We start from the raw sequence: 24722 nt of genomic DNA, 5'->3' as shown, positions 1-24722 counted from the left end.
GAGCGCCTTGGACCCGCCGATCCCCCTTTGGTACACTCAGGAAGGAGCCGCTCGGACGACCTGTCCGAGCGGTCTTCGCACGAGAGGGGTATCCTTTTAGCTGGAAATTGCCCTCATGGCAAAAGACCTCGTCATTGTCGAGTCGCCCACGAAAGCCAAAACCCTGAGCCGGTTTCTCGGGGCTCGCTACTCGGTTCGAGCGTCACTCGGACACGTCCGCGACCTGCCGAAGAGCCAGCTCGGCGTGGATGTCGAGCACGATTTCGCTCCGAAATATCTCGTTCCGCGCGAGAAAAAGGAGCTGATCAAAGAACTGCGCGAGGCGGTCAAAGAGGCGCCGTCGGTCTGGCTCGCCACCGACCCCGATCGAGAAGGAGAGGCAATCTCGTGGCACCTCGCGGAGGCGACCGGCGTCGACCCGGCCAAGGTACGGCGCGTGGTCTTCCATGAGATCACAAAGGAGGCGGTGACTGAAGCCTTCCGTCACCCGCGCACGATCGACATGGAACTGGTGAACGCCCAGCAGGCGCGCCGGATCCTCGATCGCTTAGTCGGCTATGAGCTCAGCCCGCTCCTGTGGCGGAAAGTGAAAGGGCGGCTCTCCGCCGGCCGTGTCCAATCCGTGGCAGTGCGGCTGATTGTCGACCGAGAGCGGGAGATCGCCGCGTTTGTGCCGACCGAGTATTGGACGATCGACGCCGACCTGACAAAGCAGCAGTCTCGGAGCAAGCGCGATCAATTTCGGGCGAGCCTGATCGGGCAGTGGGGGCAGCGCGAAAAGCTCACGATCCCGAACGAGGAACGGGCCTCGGCGCTTGTTGCTGACCTCCGGCCGGCGACATTCACTGTCGCCGAGGTGCGCCGACGGGAGGTGCAGCGGCAGCCCGCGCCTCCCTTTACGACAAGCACCCTCCAGCAGGAAGCAGCGCGCAAGCTGCGCTTCACCGCCAAACGGACGATGCTCGTCGCCCAGCAGCTGTACGAGGGCATTTACCTGCCTGACGAGGGAGAAAGCGTCGGGCTCATCACCTATATGCGCACGGACTCGACACACGTCGCCGAGTCGGCTCAGCAGGAGGCGCGCCGGTACATCGCGCAGAAGTTCGGCGGCGACTTTGTGCCTGCCGCCCCGCGAGTTTTCACAAAGAAAGCCCGCAACGCGCAAGAGGCGCACGAAGCGATCCGCCCGACGAGTACGTTCCGCGAGCCGGAGCGCATCAAAGCGGCGCTCACCCCGGAGCAGTATCGCCTCTACGAACTCATTTGGAAGCGCTTCGTCGCCAGCCAGATGGAAGCCGCCACCCTCGACACGACGACGGTGGAGATCCGCGCCAGCGACACGCCGAGCGGAACAGACTATCTGCTCCGCGCAAGCGGGTCGGTCATCAAGTTCCCCGGCTTCCTCGAACTGTATCGCGAGAGCACAGATGAGGAGGGGGAAGTCGACGACGAGGGAAAACGCCCGCTGCCGGCGCTCCAAGTCGGCGATCAGCTCGACCTCGTCGCGCTCGTTCCGGAGCAGCACTTCACGCAGCCGCCCCCGCGCTATACCGAAGCCTCGCTCGTCAAGGCGCTAGAGGAGCAGGGGATCGGACGGCCCAGCACCTATGCCCCCATCATCTCGACGATTATCGAACGGGGATATGTCAAGCGCGTTGACCGCCGGCTGGTGCCCACAGAGCTCGGGGTCACCGTCAACGACCTGCTCGTGACCTACTTCCCCAATATCGTCGACGTCGGCTTCACGGCGCAGCTCGAGGAGCAGTTGGACGACATCGCCAATGGAGAGCGCGAATGGGTTCCGGTGCTGCGCGACTTCTACCTCCCCTTCCACCGGGAGGTTGAGCGCGCCGCCGAGGCGATGCCGACGGTGAAGGTGGAAGATGAGCCGTACGGCGAAGACTGTGACAAATGCGGGCGTCCCCTCGTGATCAAACGGGGGCGCTTCGGGCGCTTCATCGCCTGCAGCGGCTTTCCGACCTGCCGGAACGCAAAGCCGCTTCTGGAGAAGGTCGGCGTCCGCTGTCCGGCGTGCGCCGAGGGAGAGCTTGTCGTCCGGTCGAGCAAGAAAGGTCGTACCTTCTACGGCTGCGACCGCTATCCCGCCTGCACTTTCACAGTGTGGGACCGCCCTCTTCCTGAGCCTTGCCCCAACTGCGGCGGCTTCCAGGTGCAGACGGCGAGCGGCGCGCGATGTTTGACGGAAAACCCCGTCATCCGCGAGCCAGCGCCTGCTGCCGCCGCGCAGACGAGCCCAACCGGCTCGGCCGCGAAGCAGGGCGCCGGCAGCACGACCTCGCGCCGAACGTCCCGCACGGCCCGCTCTTCCCGTGGCGACCGGACGCCGGCCGGCGCGCGCCGGTAGACTCTACGCACAACGAGGAAGCGATGAGCGATCGAGTAGAGCGTGTCCGCGCGATCTTGGCAGCGCGCTCCCTGCCAGCCATCCTCATCAGCAGTGCTGAGAACCGGCGCTATCTGAGCGGGTTCACCGGCTCTGCCGGCCATCTCCTGATCACGCCGACCGAGGCCGTGCTCCTCACCGACTTTCGCTATGTCGAACAAGCGGCCGAGGAAGCGCCTCATTTCGTCGTCCGCAAGCTGGAGAACGGCCTCCTCAAAGAACTGCCGGCGCTCAAAAGCGATTTTGGGCTGACGCAGCTGGGGTTTGAGGCCGGCGCACTGACCTACCTCCAATGGGAGCAGTTGCAGGCCGCTGCCGCGGAGGCGGGGATCGAGCTTGTGCCGACCAAAGAGATAGTGGAGCCGGTGCGGATGATCAAGGACCGCGAGGAATTGAATGCGATCGAGCGCGCCGTCGCCATCGCTGACGCCGCTGTCGAGGCGGTTGCCGCTTGGCTTCGTCCGGGGGTCACCGAACTCGAGGTAGCGTGGGAGCTCGAGAAGCGGATGCGCGAGGCGGGCGCAGAAGGCCTCGCCTTCTCCGTGATCGTGGGAAGCGGCGCGCGGGGCGCGCTTCCCCATGCCCAGCCGACAAGGAAGCGGATCGAGGCGGGCGAGCCGATTGTCCTCGATCTCGGCTGCATCGTCGATGGCTATCGCAGCGACCTGACCCGAACGTTCTGCCTCGGAGAGCCGGACCCCTACTACCTTGAGATCTATGACATCGTCCTGCGAGCGCAGCAGGCGGCCGAGGCTGGGATTCGGCCGGGGATGAAAGGGGGCGAGGCAGACAAGATCGCGCGCGATCTGATCGCCGAAGCGGGCTACGGCGACCAGTTCGGGCACAGCCTCGGCCATGGGATCGGACTGCAGACCCATGAGGGACCCCTCGTCCGCCGCGAGAGTGAAGACGTGCTGCAGCCTGGGATGGTCTTTTCGGTCGAGCCCGGCATTTACCTCCCCGGCAAGTTCGGGGTGCGGATCGAAGATCTTGTTGTGCTGGAAGAGGAGGGCGTGCGTGTGCTGAGCAAAGCGCCCAAAGAGCCAGCGATCAGGAGGAGAGGATGATCGGCGTCGGGGATCTCCGCCGCGGCATTGTCATCGAGCTCGACGGCAAGCTCTACAGCGTCGTGGAGTACCAGCACATCAAAATGGGGCGGGGGAGCGCCCAGATCCGGCTCAAGCTGAAGGATGTGAAAGCCGGCCACACCATCGAACGGACTTTCCAAGCGGGAGAAAAGTTCAATCGCGTTCGCCTCGACCGCCGGCCGGTCGAATTCCTCTACCGCGACGGCGACACTTTCCACTTCATGGACCGCGAGACGTTCGAGCAGTTTGAGATGAACGCCGAGCAGGTGGCCGATGCCGCGCCGTTCATGAAAGAGGGGATGACGCTCGACCTGCTCCTCCAGGACGAGATCCCGATCAGCTTGGAGCTGCCGTTCACGGTTGACCTCGCGGTGGTCGACACGCCGCCCGGCTTCAAAGGCGACACTGCCAGCGGGAGCACCAAACCGGCGACGCTGGAGACGGGCGTCGTCGTCAATGTGCCGTTTTTCATCAACGTCGGCGATATTCTCCGCATCGATACGCGGGATGGAAGCTATATCGAGCGGGTGACGAGCTAAGCGCCGTGGCCGACCAGGACCCACCCGACCCCATCGCCTACCTCACCGGAGAGGCAACCGACATTCTCCGGCTTCTTGCCCACTCCGATGTCGAAGAGCTGGAGTTCGAACGCCGAGGGGTGCGGCTGCGCATCCGGCGGAGCATGGCGGCGCCTGCGCCGGCACCGAGTGGAGATGAGGCTGCCCCGCTTGCGCTGCAGGCAGAGGAGGACAGCACCATCGTCACGGCTCCGGTCGTCGGCTGGTTCCGACGCAGCGCGACAGTTGACGGTCCGCCCCTCGTCGACGTCGGCCAAACGGTGGAGGCCGGCCAGCGCCTTGCCGTTATCGAAGCAGTGCAGGTTGTGCATGACGTGATCGCGGAATGCGCCGGGACGATCCTTGAGGTGCTCGTCGCCGATGGCGAAGGGGTCGGCTACGGCCAGCCGCTCTTCCGGATTGGGACGCCGCAGCCATGACGGTTCTCTCGGTGACCGAGCTGGTCGGCTATCTCCGGGAGGTTGTTGAGCGAGAGAGCGCTCTCGCCGACGTTTTCGTGGAGGGAGAGGTCTCGAACTCGTACCGTTCGACGGCTGGCCACCTGTACTTCACGCTGAAGGACACGAACGCGGCGATTAAGTGTGTCTTCTTCCGCCGAGGGAAGTCCGCGCACTCGATCGCCGATGGAGACCACGTCGTCGTCCATGGCCGCCTGTCGGTTTATGAGGCGCGCGGCGAGCTGCAGATTGTCGCCGACCTCATCGAGCCTGCCGGTCTCGGCGCCCTGCAGCTTCAGTTCGAGCTTCTCAAAGCGAGGCTGGAAGCAGAAGGGCTGTTCGACCCCTCCCGCAAGCGTCCGCTCCCTGCTTTCCCCCGCCGAATTGCGCTCGTCACCTCGCCGAGCGGGGCAGTCCTGCACGATATCTACACCATCATCGCCCAGCGCTACCCTTTGGTCGAGCTGGTGCTTGCACCCTGTCAGGTCCAAGGAGATGCGGCGCCCGCCCAGATCGCCGAGGCGATCGCGCGGGTCAACGCGCGCGACGATATCGACCTGATCATCGTCGCGCGCGGCGGCGGGTCAGCGGAAGACCTCTGGTGCTTCAACGATGAACGTGTCGCCCGGGCGATCTTTTCCAGCCGTATCCCTGTCGTCTCGGCGGTCGGCCACGAGACCGACTTCACGATCGCTGACTACGTCGCCGACCTCCGCGCACCGACCCCCTCTGCTGCGGCGATGCTGTGCGTTCCGGACATCACCGAGCTGCAGGCGCAGCTCGAGTCTTGTCGCGCCACGCTGGTCGGCGAGATGACAAACCGGCTCGCCGAGGCTGCAGCCGAGCTCCGCTTCCTCCGCCACCGCCTTGACCGGGCAGCGCCAGACCTTAACCGGCTGCGCCAGCAGGTCGACGATCTCGGCCGCCGTCTCGGCGACAGCGCGCGGGCGATGCTGCAGCTGCACGCCGCCCATCTCGCCGGCATCCGCCAACGCCTCGAAACGCTCAGCCCGGCGCAAACGCTGGCGCGAGGCTACGCCGTTGTTGAAAATGCGACCCGGCACGCCGTCGTTCGGCGCGCAACAGCGATAGAGGCGGGCGATACGCTGCGCATTCTGTTCGTGGATGGGACAGTCCGCGCGACCGCGAACGCCATCGAGTTGAAGAGCGAGGGGTACCATGACGAATGACGTTGCCCCCCTAACCTTCGAGGCTGCCTTTGCCCAGCTGCAGGCGATCGTCCAACGGCTCGAAGAAGGGGGGCTCGAGCTGGAAGAGGCGATGGGGCTTTACGAACAGGGGATGCGCCTCGTCAAGACCTGTGCCACCATTATCGAAACGGCGGAGCTTCGCCTCGTCCAACTCCAAGACGAGACCGACCTTCCGCCGCGCTGAGCCGATCGACGAGAGGCGCGCCAGGTCGCGCAGACCGGCGAGCTCCCGTCCGCCAGCCGCTCTCGGCGTAGACACGATGGAAGCGCTGCTTGCCAATAAATATCTGACCATTCCTTTCTTCGCGTGGCTACTCAGTCAAAGCATTAAGGTGCTCTGGATCCTCATCCGCGAGCATCGCCTCAGCCCCCGGACGTTCACCCGGCCCGGCGGCATGCCGAGCGCTCATTCCGCAGTCGTCATGTCCCTCGCCACGGTTATCGGCAAGCTGGACGGCGTGCATACGCCGCTGTTCGCGCTCAGTCTCGTCTTCGCGGCGATCGTGATGTATGACGCCGCGGGCGTCCGGCGTGCTGTGGGCATTCAGGCCGGCATTTTGAACCGGATGCTCGACGAGTACTTTGTGGAGCATCGATTCTCTGAGAAGCGGCTCTTCGAGCTCATCGGCCACACCCCCATCCAGGTCGTCGCCGGCGCGCTTCTCGGCTTTACGCTCGCCTGGGTATGGGCCTGAGGGCCCGCCTACCGGCGCGGCGCTGGACTGCCGTAGCGGAGCGGGCGGCGCTCCGGCTCGTCGGGGGTCGGCGGACAGAGGAGAAAGAGCGGCGCCTCCGGGTCCACGGCGTCGAGCCGACTGTACCAGACACGGTGCTGGCGGTTATAGCCGCCGAGGTGAAACTCAACGACGGTGTCATCTGCCGTTCGCCAGAAGACCGGGACCGTCTCGGCCTCTTCGACCGCAGTCTGAAGCCGCCGGAGCAGTGCCCGCGCGCTTGGCGCAAGGGTGCGCCAATATTCGCGAAAGCCGCGCTCGGTTTGGCGGAGGATCCCAATCGCCGGCGCGTGCCCCGTGAGGCGAATGACAAGACAGAAGCCAAAGTTGCTGTCTGCCTCAGCGAGCAGATGCTCACGGTCGAAGCGCAGCGGTTCCGCAGTGACGAGAACGTACGGGCGGCCGCGTTCATCTTCGCAGGCTGCAATTGTGCTGCGGCGGAGGTCAGCCGTCAGCCGGACGATCGGCGAGGCGGCGTCGACCGTCGGCTTCGCTTCGACCACAGGCATCCAACACTCCCGATGAGACGACGCTTGGCGTGGTTGTGAAATACCTGACCCGCAAGGGTCGAAACAAGGAGTTGTGTCCCGGTTGCGCCGACTTTCCCGTGCCGAGCCCATGATCGGACTCGGGGAGCCGCGCTAGGCCTGCGGGCCCAGCTGCCGCGGCTGCCTCGCACCCGTCCTAGCGGCGGAGCGTCAGATAGAGCGGGCTCTCTCCCACCACAATGCGCGCCTGATCTTGGACGACTTCATAGGGAAGAGGGTCGCCGGTGCGATTGCGCAGCGCGATCACCCGGGAAGCAGGCACCTCGACAACCCGCGTTGCGGTGGTGGTGAACCGGTCGGGCTGGCGATGGGGACCGGCGTCAACCCAGAGCACCCATTTCTCCCGGTCTCCGGCGGCGAAGACATATTTCTGAAGCGCGTCGCATCGATAGGGGCCGCTGTCGCAGGGCGTCGCCGGGCCGCTGCCGTAGGTCGGCTCGCTCTCATTCCGGGCGAAGCGCAGCCCCGTCATCTCCTTGACCCATGCCTGGAAGACCAAGAACGACTCTTTCGGGTTTCCCGAGGCATCAACCAGCCCCCACCGGTCGTTGGGGTCATCGCTATCCCGAAGCGAGAACCAGATGACCGCCTGCGTCCCGAGGCCGTCAGGGCGGCCCGCGTCGGCCAAGCCGAGCGTAAGCGCCTGAGCGACGTAATTCGCTTGCGCCCTTGCCGCCTCGCTGCCGTCGAGCAGAATGCCTGTTTTGGCGACCAGCACCGGTTTCGAGACCCCGAACTCGGCCATCGTGCGCCGGATGCCTTCCGCTTTCCCAAGCAATGAGGCACCAAACCGCTCCCAGCCGCGGCGGTACACGGGAAAGTAATTGAACGCCGCCACATCGAAGCTTGCGCCCGCGTTTCCCTTCGCCGGGTCGAGGACCTCACGCAAGAACTCGCAGTTGTAGGTCGGCTCGCAGCCATCAGCAGCGAGCGGTCCGAGCACAACGAGCGCCGCAGGGTCCGCGGCCTTGATGACAGGGTAGGTTGCCCGCAGCATCGCGCCGTAGTCGGCTGGATGGCTGCCCCAGCAGCCGCCGCCCGCGCCTCCCCCGAACTTGTCGTTCGGGTTCTGGATGCGGAAATCCGGCTCGTCGTAGAGCGCCCAATAGCGAACGGCGTAGGGAAGCCGCGAGTAGCGTTCGACCGCCGCGCGGACGAACCGCAGCCAGCGGTCCCGCGCCGCCTCAGTCCGGAAGGGACCACAGGTCGGAAATGCTGCCCATGACGGCGGATCAACGATGGTGACGAGAGGCTGAAGCCCGCGCTCGCGCACGAATCGAAGCGCCTGGTCGCTCGCTGCCCAGTCGTACGACGGCGGCGTCGTTTCAACCGGCTCGATACGCTCCCACCTCAGAAAGATGCGCACCCATCCTGCGCCGCTCTCCTCCAGTCGTCCGAGAAAGACATCATCTTCGACCGGCGCGTGCCACAGCCCGGCGAGGGTGGAGCGGCTGGCTGGCGCGCCCGGCGGCAGCCGAGGCTGCTGGTCGGCTGGAACGACAGTGACCGTTGGGGCAGGGAGCGGGGTTGGGGTCGGCGTCGGCTCTGCGCGAGGGGTCGGCGTGGCCGTTGCGGTCGGCTCTGGGGTCGCTTCTGGGGTTGGGGTGGGAGACGGCTGCGCAGCTTCCCGGGGAGCATTCGGCAACGCGGGAGCGAAAGAGGTGAAGGTCGTCGGGGTCGGCGTGGGAGTGCTGGGAGCGCCGGTCTCAGCGGGAGGAGTAGCCAGCAGCGGCGGGATCAAGGCAGGCACCGGGCTCTCGGCGGAAAATGGCACATCGGACACTTGGGCAATTCCGCCGCGTCCTTCACAGGCGCCGACCCGGCTTGTGCCGATGAGCAGCGTGCCGTCGTTACAGCGGAAATAGAGCTGGGAAGCCGGGGGAGGCGGCGCTGTTGCCGTCGGCGAGGGCCGGACTTGCGTCGCCGTCGCGGTTGGGGAGGCAGTCGGCAGAAGCGGGAGTTCGAAGAACCGCTCTTCGAGCGGCGCGCCTCGCCCTTCCGCGATCACGACCGCGGCGACGACCCCAAGCAAAAAAAGGGCGCTTCCCGCCAGCATGAGCATGCTTGCTGCGAGCGCCGTCTTGACCTGCACGTTCCCCTCACTCGCCTCGCTCCGGCCCGCCGTCGCGCACCGCGAGACGGGCAAATTCTGCGCTTGGTTAGGTGCAGAACGCAACCAGGTGCGTGAACCCTGCCTCGGCAGCACCGTGTATGCTGGACCGAGCAACGTTCGGAGGGCGGACGGATGAGCGGCGATGAGCAGGCCTCGTTTCAGGTCATCCACGGCGTGACAGATGCGCTTGCGGCGGAAGGCGTCGAGGTGGTCTTCGGCGTCGTCGGAGCTGTCATCGACCGGATGATGCTCGACTGGGTGACACGCCACCGCCGGCGATACATTGCGGCGCGGCATGAGCAAGGGGCGGTTCACATGGCCGACGGCTACGCGCGCGCGACGGGGCGAGTGGGGGTCGCCGTGGTCGCCCAAGGCCCCGGGCTGACAAATGCGGCCACCGCCCTTACCGCGGCGCGGCTGTCGCGGACGCCTCTCGTCGTCATCGCCGCGGATAAGCCCGCCGGCAGCCGACTCGGGAACATGGACATCGACCAGCCCCCGATCATCCTCGCAACCGCCGGGGCGCTCCAGCCGATCTCAACCCCCGCCACCGCCGCCGAAGAGATTCAGCTCGCCTTCCGCCACGCCCGTCTCGGGCAGGGGCCGATTGTGCTCCAGCTCAGCTATGACGTCGCTGAGCAGCCGCTGCCTGCGGGCTGGCGCTATGAGCCGGCGGAGCGAGTGCTGCCGGAGCGGCAAGCTCCGCTCCCCGACCCTCGGCTCGTTGCCGAGGTGGCCCAGCTGGCGGAACGCAGCGAGCGTCCCGTCATCCTTGCCGGCCGCGGCGCCATCCGCGCCGGCGCTCGCGACGCCTTGATCGCCCTCGCCGACCGGATCGGAGCGGTGCTTTCGACGACGTTATTCGCCCGCGGCTGGTTCGACGGGCATCCCTTTAACGTGGGGCTGGCCGGCGGGTTTGCTCCCGAAGACGCTCGCGCCATTCTCAACGAGTCCGACCTCGTGCTCGCGTTTGGGGCAGCGCTCACGCACTACACGCTCGACGCTGGACGTCTCTTTCCGGAGGCAACGCTTGTCCAGATCGACACCGACCCGGCTGCTATCGGCGCGATAACGCGGGTCGACCGCGCCATCATCGCCGACGCCCGCGCAACGGCGCACGCTCTGGCCGAGGCGCTCGGGCCGGGCGCGCGCCGAGGCTGGCGCAGCGAAGAATTGGCGCTGCGGATCGCGGCAATCGACCCCTGGCGCGAAGGCTCCTTCGCGGGATCGCCCGGCTACCTCGACCGGCGGCTCGTGGTGCAGATCGCCGACGAGCTGCTACCGGCTAATCGGTTGCTCGTCGTCGACATCGGTCACTTCATGGGCCTGCCCGCCGCGCACCTGCGGACGCCCCATCCCGATGACCTGCTCTTCCCGTGGCGACTGGGCGCCATCGGCACAGCGCTTCCGGAGGCGATCGGCGCGGCAGTCGGCCGGCCCGACCGGCTGACTGTCCTCTTCATCGGCGACGGCGGCCTGATGATGACAGTGGCAGAACTCGAAAGCGCCGCCCGACAGCGCATTCCGCTTCTGGTGATCTGCGAAGACGACGGCGGCTACGGCGCGGAGCGCGTTCTCTTCCAGACGCGCGGCGAGCCGACCTTCCTGAGCGACTTCGACAACCCCGACTTTGCGGCAATTGCCGCGGCGATGGGATGCCGTGCCTTCAATGTTGCCAGCGCAGAGGAGTATCGCCGGGTTTTAGCAGGGCTCGGCACGATCGACGGCCCCGTTTTCATCGCCGTCAAAATCGACCCGAACCAACGCGACCCGCGAATGGAGCGCGGGCATCAGGGCGCGGGGGCGAGCATTCGCCGGCGATGACGCTACGATCGTGCGCTCCCGTGCCGCCGAAGAAGAGCGCGCGACGACGTGCGGCTCAGTTGTCCCATCGCGGAAGCGGCCCTTGCCACAGGCGAGACGCAAATGCCATCCGGTCACGGATAGCGGTGAGCAGGAGAGACGGCTCGGCAATTCCAAGCCGGTGGGCAAGATAGGCGAGCTCGCGCGACCGCTCCTCGGGGATGGTCAGGTCCTTGGCATTGCCGCGGACGACACGGAGCGCATCGATCAGGCGCCGCAGGAAGCTGTAGGTCGACTGGAGCTCCTCGACAAGGAGCTCAGGAAGATGGCCGCCGGCGCGCAGCCGCTCTGTGGCGAGCAGGGTGTTCGTGACGCGAACGGAGTGGTCGGTTCGGCCGGCGCCGATCTGCCATGCCTGAACGTAGTACTCAATATCGACCAGCCCGCCGTGACTGTACTTCGCGTTGAGCCGCCCTCGGGGAACCAGCTCGGTGGCTTGACGGTGGCGAAGGTGAAGAATGTTGTCAAAATCAAGCGGGCGGTCGGCATAGACGAAGGCATCCCGAATAGCGAGCATGCGCTCGCCGACCGACCGGTCGCCTGCTACCGGCCGCAAGCGAACGAGCGCGAGCCGCTCGAACTGCTCTGCGCCTCCGCCCGGAGTGTAGTAGGCCGCGTATCCCTCAAGGGAGGAGGCAAGTGCGCCAGCCTCGCCGTGGGGACGGAGGCGGAGGTCGAGCTGAAAGATCCCTTGCTCTCGAGCGCGCACGTGCTCTTTCAACGAGAGAACGAGCTGGGCAAAGAACTGCGAGTTGCGCACCACCTCTGGCCCTGCGGTCTCGCCCTCCTCCTCAAAGACCAGCACAAGCTCAAGGTCGGAGCCAAACCCGAGCTCTTGGCCGCCAAACTTGCCCAGCCCGCCGACCGCCCAGCCGCACCGGCCGCTCCCGCTGCGCGGCTCGCCGTGGCGGAGAACAAGTTCGTCGTAGCTGAGGCGAACAGCGGTGTCGATCACGAGCTCGGCGAGGTCAGTCAACTCGCGGGAAAAGGTCTGAAAGGTGCTGCGGCCGGTGATGTGCCGGAGATCGATCCGGAACATCTCGCGGTCCTTAAAGGCATTCAGAGCGTCGACCCGCTCGGCGCGGCTGGCAAGCGGGGCGAGCACGCTGTTCAGCCGCTGCTCAAGCTGGTCGCGGGTGATGGACCGGCTCAGTCCGCCGAGGTCGAGCAGCACCGGAAAGAGGTTCTCATGCTGGAGCCGGAGAAAGTCCTCCCAGAGAAAGCGGCTGACTCCCATCAGCTCGGCGAGGGTCTCGAGGACAGCCGGCGACTCGAGGTCGGCGAGCTCGTTCGTCCACTGCGGACGCGAGAGCATCTGCTGGATGAGGGCGCTGAACTGGTGAAGCGCCTGCGCCGGGTCCGGCGAGTGCGGAAGCAGGTCGGTGAACTGCTTAATGAGGGCGGTGGCCACCCGCAGTTCACGGAGCTGCTCCGGCGAGGTGATCTGCCGACCGGCAACATCGGTCACCCAGAAGGTGTCGACCGCCTCGCCGGCATCGGTCCGGACCGTCGCGCGTTCGATATTCACGGTGATCCCGGCGAGCGCGTTGGTGAAGGCAAAGAGAAAGCCGAGGTTGTCGGCAGAACGGACCGTCACCCGGGTGAGGGGGACCCCCGGGTCGTTGGCCACGTCGATCTGTACGGGCCGCACCCGCACCGACCCTGGCTCTGCCTCGCGGAAGACCGCGCTCACCCGGTCGATAAGATCGGCCCGCGCATTCTCCCACGCTCCCGCAACCCGGGCAGCGACGAGGCGGCGCAGTTCGGCGGCAAACTCCTCCCACAGCGCGTTGGAGCGAGCCGCGAGGTCGCGCACCTCAAAGATATCGAGCAGTCGGCGCGAGGGCTCAGGAAGTTCACTCGTTCCCCGGCGAAAGAGGGGCCGCTTTCCCGTCTGGCGCACAGGAACCCGAACGGTGTAAATATCCGCGCGAACGATATCTAAGCGGAGCGCGGTAAACAGTCCGGCCAGCACCGAGAGCGCGCCGAGCGCATCTGCCATACAGACTGTCACCCGCCAGCGGTTCTCGCCGAGCGGCGTTACGTCGAGTGCAACGGCATCAGGGCGACGCACCTCGCGCAGCAGTTCAAGGTGACGTCGGCGGTCGGCCTCCGGCAACGTGCAGTACTCTTCTCCAAGCTGGGCGGCGAGATCGTCGAGCGTGAACGCTGCTAGCACTGCGCCCTCGCTGCGCTAGGATTATGTCGCACCTGAGATCTGACCGAGGGGGGAACGCCAAACTGACCGACCAGACTGATGTCCACCGGCTGCTGCGACGATTTGAGGAAGGGTCTCTGCTGCGCCCCAGCGCCGCGTCCCCGAACATCGTTGACCTTTCGCGGGCGCTGGCTCACGTCGCCGGAGCCGACACCGTTGACCTGACCCCGACCGCGCGTAAGCTCGCCGCCCTCATTGGCGACCCGGATCATTTGATTTTCATTCTAGCGGATGGGCTCGGGATGAACCTGGTGGAGCGGCTGCCGCGGGACAACATTCTCGCCGCAGCAGTCGTCGACGAACTGCGGACTGTCTTCCCCTCCACCTCCTCGGTGGCGCTCACCTCGCTTGCGACCGGCACCTGGCCCAACCTCCACGGCGTGACCGGGCAATGGACCCACCTGCCCGAGGCGGAGGCGGCAGCGGGGCTCCTTCAGTTCGCGACCCGCGCGGGCGGCCGCTCCCTCGCCAGTCTCGGGATTACCGTCTCTCAAGCGTTTCCAATTCCATCGGTCTATGCGGCGCTGCGGCGGGACACCATCGCGCTTTTCCCCGACAACTTGGTCAACAGTGTCTCATCTGCCTACTTCACGGGAGAGCGAGTTCGCGGCGGCTATCGGGCGCTGACCGATGCAGTCGATTTTCTGGTCGACCGCATCGCCCGAGCGTGCGAACCAACCTACAGCTATCTCTACGCGCCCCAGATCGATCTCGAAGCGCATTACCACGGGGTCTTTCATCCGATGGTCGGAACCGCCATCGCCGAACTGAGCCGTCAGGTCGAACGGCTCGCACGCAGCCTCAACGGTCGGAGCCGGATCGTGATCACGGCCGACCACGGTCTCCTCGACACGCCGGTGACGGCCCGCCACTATCTGCGGCCGTCCGCCGGCCTTTTCGAAGCTCTGCGCTTTCCTCCCTCAGGCGATAGCCGGGTGCTCTACCTCCATGTCCGCGATGGAGCGGCTGACCGGGTGCGGGCTTGGTTCCATCACCATTACGGCTCGCGATTCTTGGTGATTTCAACTGACGAAGCAGAGCGCCTCGAACTGTTTGGGCCCGGCCCGCTGAGCAGCCACACCCGCGCCCGCCTCGGCGACCTGATCGTCATCTCGACCGGCACCGACGTCATCGAATATGCCCCCGGAAAAGTGGACCGGTTCGCCGCTCTTGTCTCCCATCACTCTGGGCTGACGCCGTCGGAAATGCGGGTACCGTTCATTGTGATCTAAGCGCCCTTGGCCCTCTGCTGACGGCACAACCAGCGGCAGCAAGCATCGGCAGGGCGAGCCAATCCCTGCTGCGGAAGAGGGGGAGGGAGGCACTGCGAGAGGATACCGTCACGGCATGTCGCCGAGCGGCGCGGACCGCCCTGCCGATGATGAGCGCCGACGCTGCAGGAGCTGGCCGGTTGCGCGCCGTTCGGCAGGATCTGCCCCGACTGCGCTGCCCGCAAATAGCGCCAGCGGCAGAGGAGAGGCTCTACACCTTGCCGTGCGCCCCTAGGAACTGGCGGGGAGGGGCTCGATCATGCGGGGGTCGTCGTAGCCGCTGCGGTTAACCATTCGTGAGACAGGATACCAGACGAGCAGCTCCTCGTCGTACGGCCGCAGGAGCGGCAGCACATCAGCCGGCTCGCGGTTGTGCCGGTCGAGCCAAGGATCCTCATCCTCGCGGTGGAGGACCGCCGGCATCCGATCGTGGACCTGGCGGAGGTGCGGAGGCGCTTCCGTAGTGATGATGACGAAGCCCCGCTCCTCAGGCTCCTCAAGCGCTAGGCCCGCAAACCCTACCAACTCGCCGTCCTTGCGGCGGAAGTAGTAGGGCTGCTTCCCCGCGGGGGTCTCTTTCCACTCATACCAGCCGGTGGCAGGGACGATGACACGACGGGCGCGGAGGGCGGGGGCGAACAGCCGAGAGTCGGCGACCGACTCGGCGCGCGCATTGATGAGCAGCCGTCCTCCCGCTCGCTCCTTCGCCCAGCGCGGCTGGATTCCCCACTGCAGTATCTCGAGCTGATTGCGGCCTGCCCGGCTGATGATCGGCGCCGGCTCCGAAGGGGCGATATTGAACCGCTGCGGCAGGTGCGCGGGCATGTCGTCAAGGGAAAAACGGCCCCGCAGTTGCGACACGGCTGTGAGTGTATAGCGACCACACATCGCGCCCTCCCGCTGGCCAGACGCTGCGCACCGCCTCGCCCTCGCGCACCGTCAATCATACCGGAGAGCGGGGCGACACCGGACGGCGGATGTCGCTACACTCTCCGTATGAGCGCGGACCTCTCTCCCGATCGTCAGCCGCCACCCGGCTGGCTGTTCCTCCTGCGCCTCCTCGCCTGGGAGCATGTCATTCTCGGCACACTCTCACTGATTGGCGGAGCGCTCGCTCTCGTCGCTCCGCCAGACGATGCGCCGCCCCCCGCGCTCGCCCCTCTCTACCTTGCTGCCGGCGGCGCGCTTGTCGTTGCCGGCGCCGGCGTGCTTTCCTACCGGCCGTGGGGGAGGACCCTGTCGATCGCGTTGGCGCTGCTCATCGGCGGCCTTTCGACAGTGCCGACCCTTGTCAGCTTCCTGACAGCTGGCGTGCTTGTCCCCCCGGCGCCCATCCCGATGGCGCACGCGCTGCTCTCGATCGGCCTCCTGACGCGCCCGTCTATCCGTCGCGTCTTCGGTCTCGGATTTTGAGACGAAAAGGATGTTCCGATAGAATAGCGCATACCTAATCCGGCGCGCCTCGACGGCACGACCTCCTTCCCCCGCTCATCCTGCCGTCTGGCAATTTTGGCGCGCCGGCAATGCACCTCGCATGGAGGATCGACGGATGAAGAGCTACCGCACTGAGCAGTTGCGGAATGTGGCTCTAGTCGGCCATGGCGGCGCCGGCAAGACGAGCCTCGGTGAGGCGCTGCTGTTCGCGTCCGGCGCAATCACGCGGCTTGGCAAAGTCGAAGAAGGGACGACCGTCTCCGACTTCGAGCCGGATGAACAGCGACGCCGGATCTCGATCAGCCTCTCCGTTCTTCCTTGTGAGTGGCGCGACCACAAGATCAATGTCCTGGATACTCCCGGGTATGCCGACTTCGTCGGCGAGGTCCGAGAAGCCCTCCGCGTCGCGGATACCGCCGTTTTTGTCGTCGACGCTGTCAGCGGCGTTGAGGTGGGCACCGAATTGAATTGGAAAGTCGCGCAGGAGGCACGCCTGCCGCGATTTCTCTTCATCAACAAGATCGATCGCGAGAATGCCGATTTCGCGAAGACGCTCGCCCAGATCCGCGAGCTGTTTGGGGCATCCTGCGTCCCTATCCAAGCGCCGATCGGGGCGCAGGACCGATTCGTCGGCGTCGTCGACCTGATCCGACGGGAAGCGAGAAGCGGGCCCAAGCTGGAGGCCGGCCCGATCCCCAGCGAACTCGCCGATGAGGTCGCCTCCTACCGGGAGATGCTCGTTGAGGCAGTCGCGGAGCAGGACGACGACTTGATGACCAAGTATCTCGAAGGAGAAGAGCTCTCGGTCGAAGAGATCGTCAAGGGACTGCGAGACGGGATTCGCGCCGCCAAGCTGACGCCGGTGCTGGTCGGGTCGGCGCTCGCCAACAAGGCGTGCTCGCTCCTCCTTGACGCGCTCATCGACCTCGCTCCCTCCCCGGCCGACCGCGGTCCCGTTCCCGCGACCGTCAACGGTCAGCCGGTCGACCTTGCTCCGGACCCCGCCGGTCCGCTCGCTGCCCTCGTCTTCAAAACCTCGGCCGACCAGTTTGTGGGCAAGCTGACCTACTTCCGCGTCTACTCGGGGACACTCAAAGCAGACAGCCACGTCTTCAACGCCAATAAAGGCAAAGAAGAGCGGATTGGGACAGTCTACGTCGTCCGCGGAAAGCACCAAGAAGCCGTGCAAGCCCTTGCCGCGGGAGATATCGGCGCAGTAACAAAGCTCACGGAGACCGGCACCGGCGACACGCTGACAACCCGCGAGCGGCCCATCCTGCTGCCGGCGATCGAGTTCCCGAAGCCGGTCTTCTCGGCGGCAGTGCATCCCAAGTCGAAAGCCGATGTCGACAAGATGGGCACCGCCCTCGCGCGGCTCGTCGAAGAAGACCCGACGCTGACTGTGCGCCGCGACCCTGACACCAACGAGACAATCTTGTCCGGTCTCGGCGAGTCGCACATCGATGTCTCGCTCGAGAAGCTGAAGCGCAAGTTCGGGGTCGACCTGACCACGACCCTGCCGCGCGTCCCGTACAAAGAGACGATCACGACCAAAGCGACCGCCGAATACAAGCACAAGAAACAGACCGGCGGGCATGGTCAGTACGGTCATGTGATGATCGAGCTCGAGCCAAAGCCGCGCGGCGAGGGATTTGAGTTTGCCGAGCGTGTCGTCGGGGGCACAGTCCCGAAGAACTTCTTCCCCGCGGTGCAGAAGGGGATCGAAGAGGGGCTTCAGGAAGGGGTGCTCGCGCACTATCCCATCGTCGACCTGCGCGTTGTCCTCTATGACGGGAGCTATCACCCGGTTGACTCTTCGGAAATCGCCTTCAAAATCGCCGCTGCCCAAGCGCTGAAAAAGGGCGTCATGCAGGCAAACCCCGTCCTCATTGAGCCGATCATGAATGTCGAGATCACGGTGCCGGAGCAGTTCCTCGGCGATATCCTCAGCGACCTGAACACCAAGCGCGGCCGTGTCCAAGGGATGACAACGAGCGGCGGCGTGAGCGTCATCACGGCGCAGGCGCCGCTCGCCGAGATGCGCCGCTACGCCACCGACCTCCGGTCGATTACCCAAGGGCGCGGCTCCTTCACCATGTCGTTCAGTCACTATGAGGAAGTGCCTCCCCACCTCGCCCAAGGGATCATTGCGGAGGCGAAGAAAGCGGCCGAGAACGTCTCATGAGCGACCAATCGCGAGGGCAGCGGGTGCAGCCGGGAGCGGATCAGCCGCGGGCCGTTGCCGAAGCGCTCGTCCGGGCGATAGAACGGGAGGTCGAGGCGCGCCAGCTGCGCGGCCGCTGGGAGATGATCTTCCCTGCCGGCAGCAGCGACTTCGAGCTGCGGGGAGAGGGGCTGCGGGTTATCGTTGAGGTCAACCGAGGGTTCGAGCGGACAGGGCTCGCCCGTCGTCTCGCCCGTCTGTTCCGGCGGGGACCAATTCAAGCCCGGCTGCGCGCCTGGTTCCTCAACGAGTTTGTTGAGCGGCTCTTCCCGCAGCCTGCCGACGCCATCCCGGTCATCTTCTCGCTCCTCGAGGCACACCGTCCCGCCGGGCTCGGCCTCCCTTCCGCGGTGAGCGGCGCCCCCGAGCGCGACTCTCCCGACCGCCCCAGCATCGGAGCCGATGATTGAGCGAACAGCGAACGGGCCTCGCCCGGCGTCATCCTCGTCCGGCGTCGGGAGGGGAGCGCCCGCTGCCCAGCCATTCGTGAAATGGGCAGGCGGCAAAACCAGCCTGCTCCCTGAGCTGATGCGGCGGGTTCCCCCCCGCTTCGGCGTTTACTTCGAGCCGTTTCTCGGCGGCGGCGCGCTCTTTTTCGCGCTCCGGCCCCCGCGGGCAGTGCTCGGCGATATCAACGAAGATCTGATCAGCGCCTACCTCGAGGTGCGCGACGACCCCGTCGGGCTGATGCGGGCACTCGACCGCTACGAGTATGACCGCGACGTCTACTACCGTGTCCGCGCGCTTCCGGCAGCAGCACTAGACCGCCAGACGCGCGCAGCGCGCTTCCTCTACCTCAACCGGACGTGCTACAACGGCTTGTATCGGGTCAACCGACGAGGCGAGTTCAACGTTCCGATGGGGCGCTACCGGCGCCCGCTTCGCCTCTACGATCCCAACGTGCTGCTTGCCGCAAGCGCAGCCCTAGCGCATGCCGAGATCATGCTGGCAAGTTTCGACCGCAGCGTCCAGACTGCCCAAGCCGGCGATTTCGTCTACCTTGACCCGCCCTACTGGCCGACAGCGCACACCGCCTCCTTTACTCGCTATAACGCCCACGGCTTCAGCGAGAACGACCAGAAATGGCTGAAAGCCCTTGTCGACCGCCTGACCGAACGCGGCGTCTACGTGCTGCTCTCCAACAGCGACACGCCCTTCACGCGCTGGCTCTACGCCGACTATCGCATCGAGACGGTGAGCGCTCCCCGGGCGATCAACTCCGACCCCGAGCGCCGCGGCCTCGTGAGCGAACTGCTCGTTACCAACTGGCGCTAACAGAGCGTCACCCGCGCTTCCTCTGCCGCTGCGCCCGTTCTCAGCGGTGCGCCGAGCGGAACTGCTCGCGCTGAGCAGAGGAGCAGCGCCGCCCGAAAGGCGCTACAGCAGCAAGCGACCGATCGCGCTCCCGAGCACGACGGCGGCCAATCCCAGCGCGAGCTGACCGCCCAGATTGACCACCGCCGCGACAAACCGGCCCGCTTGGAAGAGCGCGAGCGTTTCGTAGGACCACGTCGAGAACGTGGTGTATGCGCCGAAGAACCCAACAACGAGGAACGCTCGCAGTTCGCTCGCCTCCGAGACGCGGGGCACGATGACTGCAAGGAGCATGCCGACAGCAAAGCTCCCCGAGACGTTGACTGCAAACGTCCCGAAGGGAAAGTGCGGCCCCAGCCAGAGCGCGAGCACATTTGCAATGAAGAAGCGGGCGAGCGCACCGAGAGCGCCGCCAAGCCCAATCAGCAGGAGGTGAGCAAGCGACAGAAGCCCCCCACGGTCGCGGCGTCGTTTCCAGTCTAGCCGACTGGGCCGTTCATCTTCGCGGGAGACGCGGGGAGGGGAAGACTGAGCAGTCGACCGGAGGACCGGCAAGGAGCCGCCATCCACTGCGGCCGCGCCCGGCGATGACGCAGGCGTCGAGCGGGCGCACCGCAGTCAGCCCGATGATCGTGGCGAAGCGCGCGCTCCGCTTTGCGGCGCGGTAGGGCGGGTCAGCAAGGATGCCGGGATAGCGCTCGAACAGCTCGGTCACGCGGTCCGGCGTCAAGTTCGCGACCTCCTCTACCCACGCCGCGGTCGCGACCCCGACGAGCGGTCCTCCGCTCTGCTTCAGCCAGAGGAGATCGCCCGGGGCGACCCGCCCGTATGGAGGGCGGCGGTCGCGCGCGAAGCGGCTCTCAATCGTTTTGCGCCCGGCGAGAATGTCGGCAAGCGGCTGCGGGGCGAAGACCGCAAGATGGTGACGCATCGGTTTTATCGTACCCTGGGCGGAGGAAGGAGGGAGAGCGTGGTGGAGATACGCGATTTCACGCCATTTTTGACCGAGACCGAGCTCGGAGAAAGCCGCGGGCTGCGCGTCAACGCGATCCAAATCCGGCGCTCGTTTGCCGAACGGTTCTCGCCCGAGGAGCTGGCAGCTCGCTTCAACGGCAGACCGATCATTCTCGATGAGCCGGTCAGCGTGATGGCAATGGAGTTTGACCCCTACGGGGAGACGGGCGAGCGGCGATCGCGCTTCCCGATCATTTTCGTGGTGACCCACGGCTCCGGTTTCGTGCGGATTGGGGGCGAGAGCGGCGACCGGAGAGCGATCGCGGCAGGACAGGCAGTGCTCTGGCCATCCGGCGAGCTGTTTAAGGCGTGGGCCGGCGCCGCCGGCATGAAGGCGATTGGGGTCGAGTGTTTGAGCACCGTTCCCTGACAGCTGCGCGCACGCGCCCCTCCCCGGCAATCGGGCGTCGGCGCCCGCGAAGTCGGCCGCGAGCGGGGAGGCGAGCGCCTGCTCTTCACGCCGCATCCCAACGGCAGCATCCGCTTTCGCGATTAGCCGGGCGCCGATGCAGAAGCGCAATGAGGATCTGGACGATGGCAGTACGACGATGTCGTCGGTGCCCGCTTCAGCGGAGCGCGCCCGCCGGACCGCTGAGGGTCACGGAGAACGCCCCGGTTAGTCGAGGCGAGCACTGCGCCCAGCGGCAGACCCTTGAGTTGGGCGGTCCTCATGATCTCAGTCGCGGCGATCGCTGCCCCCGGCGATGACGAGCAGCGTGCCATGCCCTCGCCTAAGCAGAGGAACGCACTACTCTTGGCACAGCTCATCCAGCGGGAGCTTGACCGAGTCAAGGAAGAGGACGAGAGCGAGGCCGAACGCTGCCACGACCTCGAGCAGCTGGTCGTGGGGACCCGCCTCAAGCCGGCTCAGGCTGAGCAGAAATCCGTGACCGAGAAGAAGCAGCAGAAAGGAGAGCAGCGCTCGGTCGACACCCCCGACGCGAGAGCAACACCAGTCAAGATGAGGGCAGCGACGCCCGACGACACTCTCGGACGCGAGCTGCCCTCGCTGAGACCGGCGATTGTCGGGAAAAGCGGCGGAGGCGTCAACAGCGCCTCTATAAATCTTGACTCGAGATTTATACTAGTGACGATCCTGTTCCGTGGGAGGTTCAAATGCGATTTTCGTTCTCGCGTCGCGGCGTGGTCAGCGCTGCGCTTGCGGCGCTCATCGGAAGCCTAGCGCTGATGCCAGCAAGCGCAGGCGCTCAGGCGGCAACCGCGAATGTCCGCGCCTGGCATGCGTCGCCGGATGCACCGCCGGTCGATATCTATATCGATGGTCAGCGCGCCATTGCAAACCTCGCCTTCGGCGAAGTTTCGGCCTATGCCGCGGTGCCAGCGGGCGAGCGCCGAATTCAGGTGTTCGCGGCCGGCGCGAACCCGGCGGCCGCAACCCCGGTGATCGACGCCCGCGTCTCTCCGGTGGCGGGACGGAACTTCACCGTGATTGCGACAGGTCCCCTCGCCCAGATCGCGCCGGTCGTCGTTGAGGACGCCATCATCGCGCCAGCGCAGGGGAAAACGAGGATCCGAGTTCTTCACCTCTCTCCCGATGCGCCAGCGGTTGACATCGCCGTCGCCGGCGGACCGGTGCTCGTGCGCAACCTCGCCTTCCGTGAGGTAACCCCCTATCTCGAGGTGGACGCCGGGACCTACAATCTCGAAGTCCGCGTTGCCGGGACGACCACCGTCGCTCTCGCGCTGCCGAATACGCAGCTGCAGGCGGGTGATGTTCTGAGCGTTGCCGCCATCGGCTTCCTGACGCGCACCCCCATTCGCGCGCAAGTCGCGGCAGATGCCCGCTTCCCGCAAACGGCAACCGACATCCAGAGCGTGATCGCCCGCATCATCGCCTTCGCCGCGCGACCGCGCTAAGGCATCCCCCAGCTTCGGCGGCTTCTGCCCGCGAGGCAGAGGCCGCTCTTTTCTTTATCGGAGGAACAGCCGCAGCTGTTTTCTCAAGCGGTCAGTTCCCCTCCTCAGGAGCGGCTGTTCGGCCCCGGATCACGAGCGACGCTGCCGCAGCAGCGCGCCACTCGCGCAGCGGCATGCCGCTCATCCCCTCGAACGCGGCGCTCGCTTGCGCATTAGCGAGGGCCGCTCGGCGCTTACCCCCGAGAAGATGCCAGAGCGCCTGCCGAGGAGAGCGCGTGCCGGGAAGCGTTGCCGCCAAGCAGCGCTGCCCCGCTGGTGAGCGCGCCGCGGCAGCGGAGTGCCGCGCCCGCCTTCAGGACAGCAAATGACCGGCGATAGATAGCCTGAACGGGGGAGCCCAAAAAGGCATACATGCAATACTTGACATGGAAAACAGTAGATTGCCTAATGAAGACGACAATGAGGCAGAGCCGTCACCCACCCCGCAAAGGGAGCGGAGATCGCCGGGAAAGGAGCCTTATGCGATCGTGGAACCGTTCGCGCGCCTTCGCCGGTCTTGCCGGCATCGCGATCATCCTCTCCGCCTGCGCCCCCGCGGTTGAGCCGGGCGGCGTCATGGGGCCAGAGGGACAAAGACCGCCGAGCGGGCCGCAGCGGCTCGTCATCGGCCAAGCGTCAATCACGCCCCAGATGCATCCCTACATCTCGATCTGCTGCACGCAGCGGCGCTATGACGTCTTCGACCCGGTTCTTCATCAGAAGGATGACGGCAGCGTCGAGCCCGGCGCCGCGATCGCCTGGCGGTCGGTCGACCCCACGACATGGGAGTTCACGATCCGTCAGGACATGAAGTTCCACGACGGGACGCCGATGCGCGCCGAAGATGTCGTCTTCAGCATCAAGCGCGCGTCCGACATCTCGTTCAAGTACGCAATCACGAGCCGCCTCGAAACGATCGCCGACGCCGTTAAGGTGAACGACACCACGGTCCGCGTCATCACCAAGCAGCCCGACGGGCTCCTGCTGAAACGGATGGCGATGGTCTCGGTGCTGCCGCAAGAGTATCTCGAGCGCGTGGGCGACGCCGAGTTCGGCAACAAGGCGATCGGCACGGGGCCCTTCCGGCTCGTCGAGTTTATCCCCGACAGCAAGGTGGTCGTCCGGGCTGTGCCGGAGCATCCGTTCCGCAAGGCGACCGGCGTCACTGAAGTCGAGATCCGCAACATCCCGGAGGCCGCAGCGCGCGTCGCCGGCTTGAAGTCGGGCGAGCTTGATATGGCCGACAACATCCCGATCGATCAAGCCGATAGCCTCAAGGCCGCCGGATTCAACGTCATCGTTGTCGACTCCGGCAGCTCGACCGGCTACTGGATTGACACGGTCGTCGGCCGCGAGCCGAAGACTGGTCCCGTTGCTGACCGCCGCGTTCGCCTTGCGCTGAACTACGCGATCGACAAGGAGCTTGTCGCCCGGAACATCTACAAGGGCTACACCAAGCCGGAGCAGGGCCAGTTCGTCCAGCCGGAGACCTTCGGGTTCAATCCGAACCTGAAGATGTACCCCTACGACCCGAACCGGGCGCGGCAGCTGCTCGCCGAAGCAGGCTACGCCAACGGCTTCCGGCTGACGCTCGCCATGCTGACCATCAACGCGGAGGCGAACGCGCAGGCCCTGCTGGTGCAGGATCAGCTGCGCCAGATCGGGGTCCAGCTTGAGATCCAGCCGATCGGCGAATACGCCGTCTTCCGCGACTACTTCTACGGCGTTCGCCAGCGCACGGACCTGTTTGCGCCCGGTCTGATCAACACGCCCGCGCTTGATGCAGACTTCGCCCTCGTCTGGTTCTGCACCTGCCAAGCTGACCCGGGGCGATGGCACTATAACAATCCCGAGTTCGACCGGGTCTACATGGCATCCGTCGTTGAGGTGAACGAGAACCGCCGTCGGGAGCTCCTCCAGCGCGCGCTCGAGATCATCCACAACGACCCGCCGTATCTGTTCATGGTTCAGGGCACGCGCCTAATCTTCGCCAACAAGAAGGTGCAGGGGCTCGCCCGCCGCGCCGCCGACATCGAGCAGCGCTACGAGCGGCTGTCGATCCGTTAAGCCCCCTCGCCGTTTCTCCCGGAACCGGCCTGACTGCGCAGGCCGGTTCGTTGTTCTTTCAGCAAGCCAGAGCGGGCGGTCGAGGCGGCGAGGCGGATCCCCGGTCGGGCAGCGCCGACCCCCCTGCCAGCGGATACAAGCGCAGTTCTCCTCCCTCGCCAAACCCCTTCCGCTCGGGAGTGCCCTGCCGCTCGCCGTCAGCGCTGCCGCGCCCACCGGAACCACTCAGCATGAGCGCCCCCCGCAGGCCGCGGGCAGTGGGCAGCCGCTCCGCTCACCACCCCTGC

24 protein-coding genes are annotated in these 24722 nt (G+C 65.9%); 17 read left to right on the top strand and 7 right to left on the bottom strand.

Annotated features, from left to right (window positions below; translation table 11 throughout):
- Positions 1-115 precede the first annotated feature (115 nt).
- From topA to NZ773_00955, 7 genes are all read left to right on the top strand, one after another.
- A complete protein-coding gene (gene topA, locus NZ773_00985) occupies positions 116-2365 on the top strand; it encodes a type I DNA topoisomerase (protein MCS6800509.1) in 2250 nt (749 codons plus the stop codon).
- Between the two features lie 23 nt (positions 2366-2388).
- Positions 2389-3471 carry an aminopeptidase P family protein gene (locus tag NZ773_00980; GenBank protein MCS6800508.1) on the top strand — a complete coding sequence of 361 codons (1083 nt, stop codon included), beginning with the start codon at positions 2389-2391 and terminating at the stop codon, positions 3469-3471.
- Positions 3468-4031: an elongation factor P gene (gene efp / locus NZ773_00975; GenBank protein MCS6800507.1), complete on the top strand. Its 564-nt coding sequence runs from the start codon at positions 3468-3470 to the stop codon at positions 4029-4031. The genes NZ773_00980 and efp overlap by 4 nt, the downstream gene beginning before the upstream one ends.
- 5 nt (positions 4032-4036) lie before the next feature.
- A complete protein-coding gene (locus NZ773_00970; GenBank protein ID MCS6800506.1) occupies positions 4037-4489 on the top strand; it encodes an acetyl-CoA carboxylase biotin carboxyl carrier protein in 453 nt (150 codons plus the stop codon).
- Entirely contained in the window at positions 4486-5697 is a 1212-nt protein-coding gene (xseA, locus tag NZ773_00965) for an exodeoxyribonuclease VII large subunit (protein MCS6800505.1), read from the top strand. Before NZ773_00970 ends, xseA begins: the two co-directional genes overlap by 4 nt.
- Positions 5687-5902 (top strand): exodeoxyribonuclease VII small subunit, encoded by a 216-nt coding sequence (xseB, locus tag NZ773_00960; protein ID MCS6800504.1) that lies wholly within the window; start codon positions 5687-5689, stop codon positions 5900-5902. Before xseA ends, xseB begins: the two co-directional genes overlap by 11 nt.
- A 76-nt stretch (positions 5903-5978) precedes the next feature.
- Positions 5979-6413: a divergent PAP2 family protein gene (locus tag NZ773_00955; GenBank protein MCS6800503.1), complete on the top strand. Its 435-nt coding sequence runs from the start codon at positions 5979-5981 to the stop codon at positions 6411-6413.
- An 8-nt stretch (positions 6414-6421) separates the two neighbouring features.
- Here the strand turns inward: NZ773_00955 and NZ773_00950 are convergent, their stop codons facing one another.
- Positions 6422-6961: a hypothetical protein gene (locus NZ773_00950; GenBank protein MCS6800502.1), complete on the bottom strand. Its 540-nt coding sequence runs from the start codon at positions 6959-6961 to the stop codon at positions 6422-6424.
- A gap of 175 nt (positions 6962-7136) precedes the next feature.
- The gene (locus NZ773_00945; protein ID MCS6800501.1) at positions 7137-9092 is read right to left on the bottom strand and encodes a hypothetical protein; all 1956 of its coding nucleotides are present in this window, start codon (positions 9090-9092) and stop codon (positions 7137-7139) included.
- Positions 9093-9245: 153 nt separating this feature from the next.
- On the opposite strand from NZ773_00945, the gene NZ773_00940 reads away from it, so the two are divergent.
- The gene (locus tag NZ773_00940) at positions 9246-10937 is read left to right on the top strand and encodes a thiamine pyrophosphate-binding protein (GenBank protein MCS6800500.1); all 1692 of its coding nucleotides are present in this window, start codon (positions 9246-9248) and stop codon (positions 10935-10937) included.
- 55 nt (positions 10938-10992) lie between these two features.
- Here NZ773_00940 and NZ773_00935 read toward each other — a convergent pair whose 3' ends face one another.
- Positions 10993-13155 carry a hypothetical protein gene (locus NZ773_00935; GenBank protein MCS6800499.1) on the bottom strand — a complete coding sequence of 721 codons (2163 nt, stop codon included), beginning with the start codon at positions 13153-13155 and terminating at the stop codon, positions 10993-10995.
- Between the two features lie 23 nt (positions 13156-13178).
- Between NZ773_00935 and NZ773_00930 the strand changes: the two genes are divergently transcribed.
- Positions 13179-14426, top strand: a complete 1248-nt coding sequence (locus NZ773_00930; protein ID MCS6800498.1) for an alkaline phosphatase family protein — start codon at positions 13179-13181, stop codon at positions 14424-14426.
- A 270-nt stretch (positions 14427-14696) separates the two neighbouring features.
- Here the strand turns inward: NZ773_00930 and NZ773_00925 are convergent, their stop codons facing one another.
- Positions 14697-15353, bottom strand: a complete 657-nt coding sequence (locus tag NZ773_00925) for an SOS response-associated peptidase (protein MCS6800497.1) — start codon at positions 15351-15353, stop codon at positions 14697-14699.
- 108 nt (positions 15354-15461) lie between these two features.
- Between NZ773_00925 and NZ773_00920 the strand changes: the two genes are divergently transcribed.
- The 4 genes from NZ773_00920 (at position 15462) to NZ773_00905 (ending at position 19398) form a co-directional block, all read left to right on the top strand.
- Positions 15462-15878 (top strand): hypothetical protein, encoded by a 417-nt coding sequence (locus tag NZ773_00920; protein MCS6800496.1) that lies wholly within the window; start codon positions 15462-15464, stop codon positions 15876-15878.
- Positions 15879-16014: 136 nt separating this feature from the next.
- The gene (fusA, locus tag NZ773_00915) at positions 16015-18084 is read left to right on the top strand and encodes an elongation factor G (protein MCS6800495.1); all 2070 of its coding nucleotides are present in this window, start codon (positions 16015-16017) and stop codon (positions 18082-18084) included.
- Positions 18081-18533, top strand: a complete 453-nt coding sequence (locus tag NZ773_00910; GenBank protein MCS6800494.1) for a hypothetical protein — start codon at positions 18081-18083, stop codon at positions 18531-18533. Before fusA ends, NZ773_00910 begins: the two co-directional genes overlap by 4 nt.
- A gap of 76 nt (positions 18534-18609) precedes the next feature.
- Positions 18610-19398, top strand: coding sequence for a DNA adenine methylase (locus tag NZ773_00905; protein MCS6800493.1), 789 nt, complete (start codon positions 18610-18612; stop codon positions 19396-19398).
- A 102-nt stretch (positions 19399-19500) separates the two neighbouring features.
- Here NZ773_00905 and crcB read toward each other — a convergent pair whose 3' ends face one another.
- Positions 19501-19992, bottom strand: coding sequence for a fluoride efflux transporter CrcB (gene crcB, locus NZ773_00900; GenBank protein MCS6800492.1), 492 nt, complete (start codon positions 19990-19992; stop codon positions 19501-19503).
- Positions 19934-20368, bottom strand: a complete 435-nt coding sequence (locus NZ773_00895; protein MCS6800491.1) for an ASCH domain-containing protein — start codon at positions 20366-20368, stop codon at positions 19934-19936. The genes crcB and NZ773_00895 overlap by 59 nt, the downstream gene beginning before the upstream one ends.
- Positions 20369-20407: 39 nt before the next feature.
- Here NZ773_00895 and NZ773_00890 point away from each other — a divergent pair, with 39 nt between their 5' ends.
- The 3 genes from NZ773_00890 (at position 20408) to NZ773_00880 (ending at position 22329) form a co-directional block, all read left to right on the top strand.
- Entirely contained in the window at positions 20408-20821 is a 414-nt protein-coding gene (locus tag NZ773_00890) for a cupin domain-containing protein (protein MCS6800490.1), read from the top strand.
- A 300-nt stretch (positions 20822-21121) separates the two neighbouring features.
- Complete coding sequence (locus tag NZ773_00885) at positions 21122-21634, top strand: hypothetical protein (GenBank protein ID MCS6800489.1); 513 nt, start codon at positions 21122-21124, stop codon at positions 21632-21634.
- Entirely contained in the window at positions 21568-22329 is a 762-nt protein-coding gene (locus tag NZ773_00880) for a DUF4397 domain-containing protein (GenBank protein ID MCS6800488.1), read from the top strand. The genes NZ773_00885 and NZ773_00880 overlap by 67 nt, the downstream gene beginning before the upstream one ends.
- Positions 22330-22420: 91 nt before the next feature.
- Here the strand turns inward: NZ773_00880 and NZ773_00875 are convergent, their stop codons facing one another.
- Entirely contained in the window at positions 22421-22627 is a 207-nt protein-coding gene (locus tag NZ773_00875) for a hypothetical protein (GenBank protein ID MCS6800487.1), read from the bottom strand.
- A gap of 221 nt (positions 22628-22848) precedes the next feature.
- On the opposite strand from NZ773_00875, the gene NZ773_00870 reads away from it, so the two are divergent.
- Positions 22849-24435 carry an ABC transporter substrate-binding protein gene (locus NZ773_00870; GenBank protein MCS6800486.1) on the top strand — a complete coding sequence of 529 codons (1587 nt, stop codon included), beginning with the start codon at positions 22849-22851 and terminating at the stop codon, positions 24433-24435.
- Positions 24436-24722 lie beyond the last annotated feature (287 nt).

The sequence above is a fragment of the Dehalococcoidia bacterium genome, from assembly GCA_025054935.1.
GTDB lineage: Bacteria > Chloroflexota > Dehalococcoidia > SpSt-223 > SpSt-223 > JANWZD01.
This window is presented reverse-complemented; position numbering and strand designations above follow the sequence as displayed.